At 60.4% G+C, this 5,632-nt stretch carries 4 protein-coding genes; 2 read left to right on the forward strand and 2 right to left on the reverse strand.

What is annotated here, in order from left to right; translation table 11 throughout:
* A partial coding sequence (locus Q0K06_RS13545) for an S-layer homology domain-containing protein (protein WP_294553588.1) occupies nucleotides 1-875 on the reverse strand: 875 nt, incomplete at its 3' end.
* 296 nt (nucleotides 876-1,171) lie between these two features.
* Between Q0K06_RS13545 and Q0K06_RS13550 the strand changes: the two genes are divergently transcribed.
* A complete protein-coding gene (locus Q0K06_RS13550) occupies nucleotides 1,172-3,673 on the forward strand; it encodes an excinuclease ABC subunit UvrA (RefSeq protein WP_294553596.1) in 2,502 nt (833 codons plus the stop codon).
* 165 nt (nucleotides 3,674-3,838) lie between these two features.
* Nucleotides 3,839-4,171: a cupin domain-containing protein gene (locus Q0K06_RS13555; RefSeq protein ID WP_294553602.1), complete on the forward strand. Its 333-nt coding sequence runs from the start codon at nucleotides 3,839-3,841 to the stop codon at nucleotides 4,169-4,171.
* A gap of 267 nt (nucleotides 4,172-4,438) precedes the next feature.
* Here the strand turns inward: Q0K06_RS13555 and Q0K06_RS13560 are convergent, their stop codons facing one another.
* Complete coding sequence (locus tag Q0K06_RS13560; RefSeq protein ID WP_294553605.1) at nucleotides 4,439-5,611, reverse strand: site-specific integrase; 1,173 nt, start codon at nucleotides 5,609-5,611, stop codon at nucleotides 4,439-4,441.
* Between the last annotated feature and the right edge of the window lie 21 nt (nucleotides 5,612-5,632).

Consider the following 5,632-nt stretch of genomic DNA (forward strand, 5'->3'; position numbering starts at 1 on the left):
TAGGTCTCGATGACCTTGTCAATCTTGGTGACCCACTGCTCCCCCACGGTGCCCTTGAGCACCACGCTCTCGCCGTCGTCGGTGACGGTGTAGTCCACGTTCTCCAGATCGTTGTGGAAGCTGATCTCCCTGGAGACCATCATGCCCTGGATGGTGTACTCCGTCTTGCCGGTGAGGAAAAAGTCATCGGCATGGGCCTGGATGTACGCCTCGGCGGGACTCTCCAGGCTGAGAGAGCCGAAGTTCATCAGAAGCTGGGCCAGCTCGGAGCGCTGGGCAGTGCCAGTGGGGTTAAGCCTGTTCTGGCTGCCGGAGAGGAGGCCCAGCGCCACGGCCCGCTCCACGCCGTCCCTGGCCCAGTCGGCCACGGAGGCGGCGTCGGCATAGGTGCTCAGATCGGCGTTGGCCGCGTGCGCGCCCTGGGCGTCCGCATAATCGGCAAAGACCTTGCCCAGCTCCTGCCGGGTCATGGCCCGCTCGCCGTCAAAGACGCCCTGACCGGTGCCCGACGTCAGGCCCTCGTCCTCCGCCCAGGCGGCGGCATCGGCGTACCACCGGCCGGAGACGTCGGAAAACGTGGCCGCCTCAGCCACGGCGGGCTTGCCGGCCATATTGTACAGAGTCTGATAGACCATGCCGCGGGTGACGGTCATGTCCGGGCTGAAGCGCGCTTCGCCCGTGCCGTTCATGATGCCCTTCTCCGTCACATAGGAGACGGCGGGGGCATACCAAACGTTGTCCGCCACGTCGGTAAAGGCCGCCCTGGCGCTCTCCTCCGGGCTGGCCGCTTCTTCCGCGGCCAGGGCCGGCCCCGTCAGGCTCAGGACCATAGCCGCGGCCAGGGGCAGCGTGAGGAGCTTCTTTTTTCCCTTCATTTGAGCATACCACCTTTTCTTTTTTTCGTATCCCGCCGCAGCTGGGATACGGCTGTAATTTCATAGTAGCAAAACCGCCGCCGCAATACAAGCCCTTCTTTCCCCCTCTTTTCCATCATCCGCTTTCGATTTGTCAAAAAGGCCTCCCAGGAGGACTAAGCCCGCCTTTCTGTTGCCAAACATATCATTTCCTAGTACAATGGAGAAAAATGCGGCCTCAGGCGGCCTGCGCCGCAGCTTGGACGCCGCACACCGGAAAATCGGAATATAATTTGGAAAGGGATGTATCTGTCTCTATGTGCCAGGAAAAGGAAATTCCACGGAAGATCCGCGTTCGGGGCGCCAGCGTACACAATCTGAAGAATATTGACGTGGACATCCCGCTGAATCAAATCGTGGGGATTGCCGGCGTCTCAGGCTCCGGCAAGTCCTCCCTTGCCCTGGGCGTGCTGTATGCCGAGGGGTCCAGGCGGTACCTGGACGCCCTGTCCACTTATACCCGCCGCAGGATGACCCAGGCGGCCAGAGCGGACGTGGACGAGGTCTTGTACGTTCCCGCCGCGCTGGCCCTGCACCAGCGGCCGGGAGCGGGCGGCATCCGTTCCACCTTCGGGACCGGGACCGAGCTTCTGAACAGCCTGCGGCTGATGTACTCCAGGCTCGCCAGCCACCGCTGCCCCAACGGCCACTATCTCCCGCCGTCCCTGGCCGTCGCAGCGGGGCAGGAGCTGGTCTGCCCCGAATGCGGCGCCCATTTCTACGCGCCGTCCGCGGAAGAGCTGGCCTTTAACAGTCAGGGCGCCTGCAAGTGCTGCGGCGGCACGGGGACGGTGCGGACCGTGGACCGATCCACGCTGATCCCAGACGAGAGCCTGACCATCGACAACGGAGCGGTGGCCCCCTGGAACAGCCTTATGTGGTCCCTGATGACAGACGTCTGCCGGGCCATGGGCGTCAGGACGGACGTGCCTTTCCGGGATCTGACGGAGGAGGAGAAGGAGATCGTCTATGACGGTCCTATGGTGAAAAAGCACATCTTCTACAAGCCGAAGAACAAGGAGAGCCTCACTGCCGGCGAGATGGACTTCACCTATTACAGCGCCACGGCCACCGTGCTGAACGCTCTGAACAAGGTCAAGGACGAGAAGGGCATGAAGCGGGTGGAGAAGTTCCTGAAAGAGGATATCTGCCCCGAGTGCGGGGGCACAAGGCTCTCTCCCGCTGCCCGGGCGCCGAAGCTGCAGGGAATCTCTCTGGATGAGGCCTGCAGGATGACGCTGAAGGACCTGTTCGCCTGGGTGGGGAAAGTTCCGTCCTCCCTCCCCGGCGAGATGCGCCCCATGGCAAACAGCATCTGCGAGTCCTTCCAGGGCCCCGCCAAGCGGCTGATGGATCTGGGGCTCTCCTATCTCTCCCTGGACAGAGCCTCCTCCACCCTCTCCACCGGGGAGCGGCAGCGGATGCAGCTTGCCCGCGCGGTGCGGAACAGGACCACAGGCGTGCTCTATGTGCTGGACGAACCCTCCATCGGCCTCCACCCCTCCAATATCGTGGGCCTGAACGGCGTCATGCGCGATCTGGTGGCGGACGGAAACTCCGTCGTCCTGGTGGACCACGACACGCAGATCCTGCGCTCGTCCGACTGGCTGATTGAAATGGGGCCCCAGGCAGGCGCAGAGGGCGGCCAGGTCATCGCGGAGGGCACCATCGCCGAGATTCAGCAGAACAAGGCGTCCCGGATCGGCCCGTTCCTGGCAGGCAGGGCGGATGTGGTGCGGGCGCAGCGTACGGAGCGCCAGGCCCTGTTTTCAGAGGGGACCATCGCCCTCTCCACCGGTCCAATCCATACGGTAAAGCCCCTGGACGTGAAGATCCCCAAGGGCAGGCTGACCGTTGTCACAGGGGTTTCCGGCTCCGGCAAGACTACCATGGTGCTGGAGAGCCTGGTGCCCGCCGTGGATGCGGTCGCCAGGGGCGGGCGGCTGCCGGGGCATATCCGCTCCATTGATGCCCCCGGCATCGAGCAGATCAAGCTGATTGACGCCACCCCAATCGGCGTCAACGTCCGCTCCACTGTGGCCACCTACGCCAATGTGCACGATGAGCTTCGCAAGCTCTACGCCCGGACGCCGGACGCCAAACAGCAGGGTTGCAAGGCCGGCGATTTCTCCTATAACACCGGCGCACTCCGCTGCCCTGTCTGTGACGGAACAGGCTCCATCAGTCTGGATGTGCAGTTCCTGCCGGACGTGGAGATCCCCTGCCCGGAGTGCCGCGGCTCCCGGTATGCAAAAGCGGCCCACAGTGTCAGGCTGACCAACAGGGCGGGGCAGTCCCGCTCCCTGCCGGAGCTTATGTCCATGGACATCAACGCCGCCATTGAATTTTGCAGGGATATGAAGACCGTGGCCCCCAGGCTGCAGGTACTGCAGCGCCTTGGCCTGGGCTATCTCACCCTGGGAGAAGAGACTCCCAGCCTCTCCGGCGGCGAGGCCCAGCGGCTCAAGCTGGCAAGCGAGATGGGCAGGGCGCAGTCCGGCTCCATTTTTGTCTTTGACGAACCCACTATCGGGCTTCATCCTCTGGACGTGCAGGTCCTCCTGGGGGTATTCCAGACGCTGATTACAAACGGCGCCACGGTGGTTGTGATTGAACACGACCTGGATGTGATCCGAAACGCAGACTATATCATCGACATGGGGCCCGGCGGCGGTGAGGACGGCGGCAGGATTGTGGCCTGCGGGACGCCGGAGGAAATCCGCGGCAGCAGGGACAGCATCACCGGTCGGTATCTGTGACGCCCGCGTCCCCCGGAGACACGCCCCCACGCAATGCCGGGACTGTCCGCGGGCTGCGCAGGCCCTGTTATCCCGATTAAACCGCCGGCGGTCGCCCTGAAAGAATCCTGCTGTTTGGGCGCGGAACTGATATAATGCTGATATAATATTGAGGAGGCATACAATATGTTAATTCGCTTTCATGATATCCCGGAACGGACTGTTACGGGCATGAATCACGGCACCGGTGAGGTATGCGCAAGGATGTATATGGGGGAGGACGGGAAAATTATCCCCTGCCGCATCCGTCCCGGCGGCTCTATCGGCCTGCACAGGCATGAAACCAGCGACGACATCAATTATGTACTCTCCGGCGTTGGAACGGCCATTTGCGACGGGGCGGAGGAGGCTCTGTCCGCGGGCTGCTGCCATATCTGCAAGCGGGGTTCCGAACACAGCATCATCAACACCGGCAGCGAAGATCTCTGCCTGCTCACTGTGGTCGTAGAGCGTCAGTAGGCTGGAGACCCGGAGCGCCCCCTTCTTTTCTAATGCTCAGGGCGGCAGAACCGCCCCGCCCGGAGCCGGAGTCCGAAAGAGCGTAAAAAAATGCCGCCCGTTCCGGGCGGCATTTTGAAAACTTGCAGATAAACTCAGCGCTTGCTGAACTGGGGAGCGCGGCGGGCAGCCTTGAGGCCGTACTGCTATCGTTTTAGCGCCGTTTTCCCTTGATTTTACGGGCTTTTTTGAGGTAACGGCTCCCGGTTGTCCTACCCCTTAACCCAATCAACCGGCGGCATTATCTGCGGTGCCGGATGGGTGAAGCGCCTGATTTACTACGTCAAAAAGTTCTTCGGGCTTATTGTACTTGACCTTTGCATAAATGTCCATAGTTGTTTTGCTGTTTTCATGTCCGGCAAGGTACTGGACCGTCTTGGGGTCAACGCCTGCATAAAGCAAATTTGTAATATAGGTGTGCCGGAGCTGATGGGGCGTCACTTCAAAATCCAGGGTATAGACGATCCTGGGGTTATTTTTCTGGCTGGTTCCCAGCGTCGGCTTTACCGTGTACTTGATACTCTGTCCGTTCACATATTTATAATAGGTGCGCTCCTTGGTGGAACGGACAACAATGTACTGCCACACTCGCTTGAACTGTGAGTAAGACAGGGGCTGGCCCTCGCTGTCAGCAATCACATAGTCAGACGTAGAGGTTGCTTTCGCTTCCCGCAGACAGTCAGCCAGACACTTGGGAATGGGAATGTCTCTCCGGGCCGCTTTGGTCTTTAGAACCGTAGAGATCACCGGCCGGTTGTGTTCTGCCCGCCAAGCCCGCCGTACCGAAATGTACGGAGTGGGAACATCCAGGAACACGCAATCCCATTGGAGGGCAAGGGCTTCTTCCCGACGCAGGCCAGCATATAGGCCGATCATCACAAAGAGATAAGGCGGCAATCCTTTGATGGTCTCCAGAAGTACCGCAACCTGCTGGTCGCTCAGGGCCTCCTTCTTCTGTGCCGGCTTACCGCCCTTACCTGATATTCCAGCACAGGGGTTATCTTCAAGGAGCTGGCTGCGCTCCGCCGAATAGAAAACGCACTTGATGAGCATATTCACTTTGTTATACAGGCCCTCTGACTTCTTGGACAGCGGCACCAGCGCCAGCCGGATGTCATCCGCCGTCACTTCCTCCATATACATATCGCCCATCGGCTTGATGACGTAGTTCCTCATGTTGGAGGCGTATCCTTTCAAAGTGGCTGCCGAAACTTTTGCTGACTGCATCATCAGCCATTTCTCGCAATACTCCTCAACGGTCGGATGCTGGCGGTGAAAGAGGATCTCCTGCACTTGGCGTCTTGCCGCTAATTGCTTCTCGTAAAGTTCCTCGCAGGTTGTCGCGTACAGGCTGACCTGCTTTCCATCGGCGTCCAGAATCCGTGTGCGGTAATACTGGATTCCTTTTCGCTCTACGCTGGT

This window comes from uncultured Pseudoflavonifractor sp. (assembly GCF_944387805.1).
Classification (GTDB): Bacteria; Bacillota; Clostridia; order Oscillospirales; family Oscillospiraceae; genus Pseudoflavonifractor.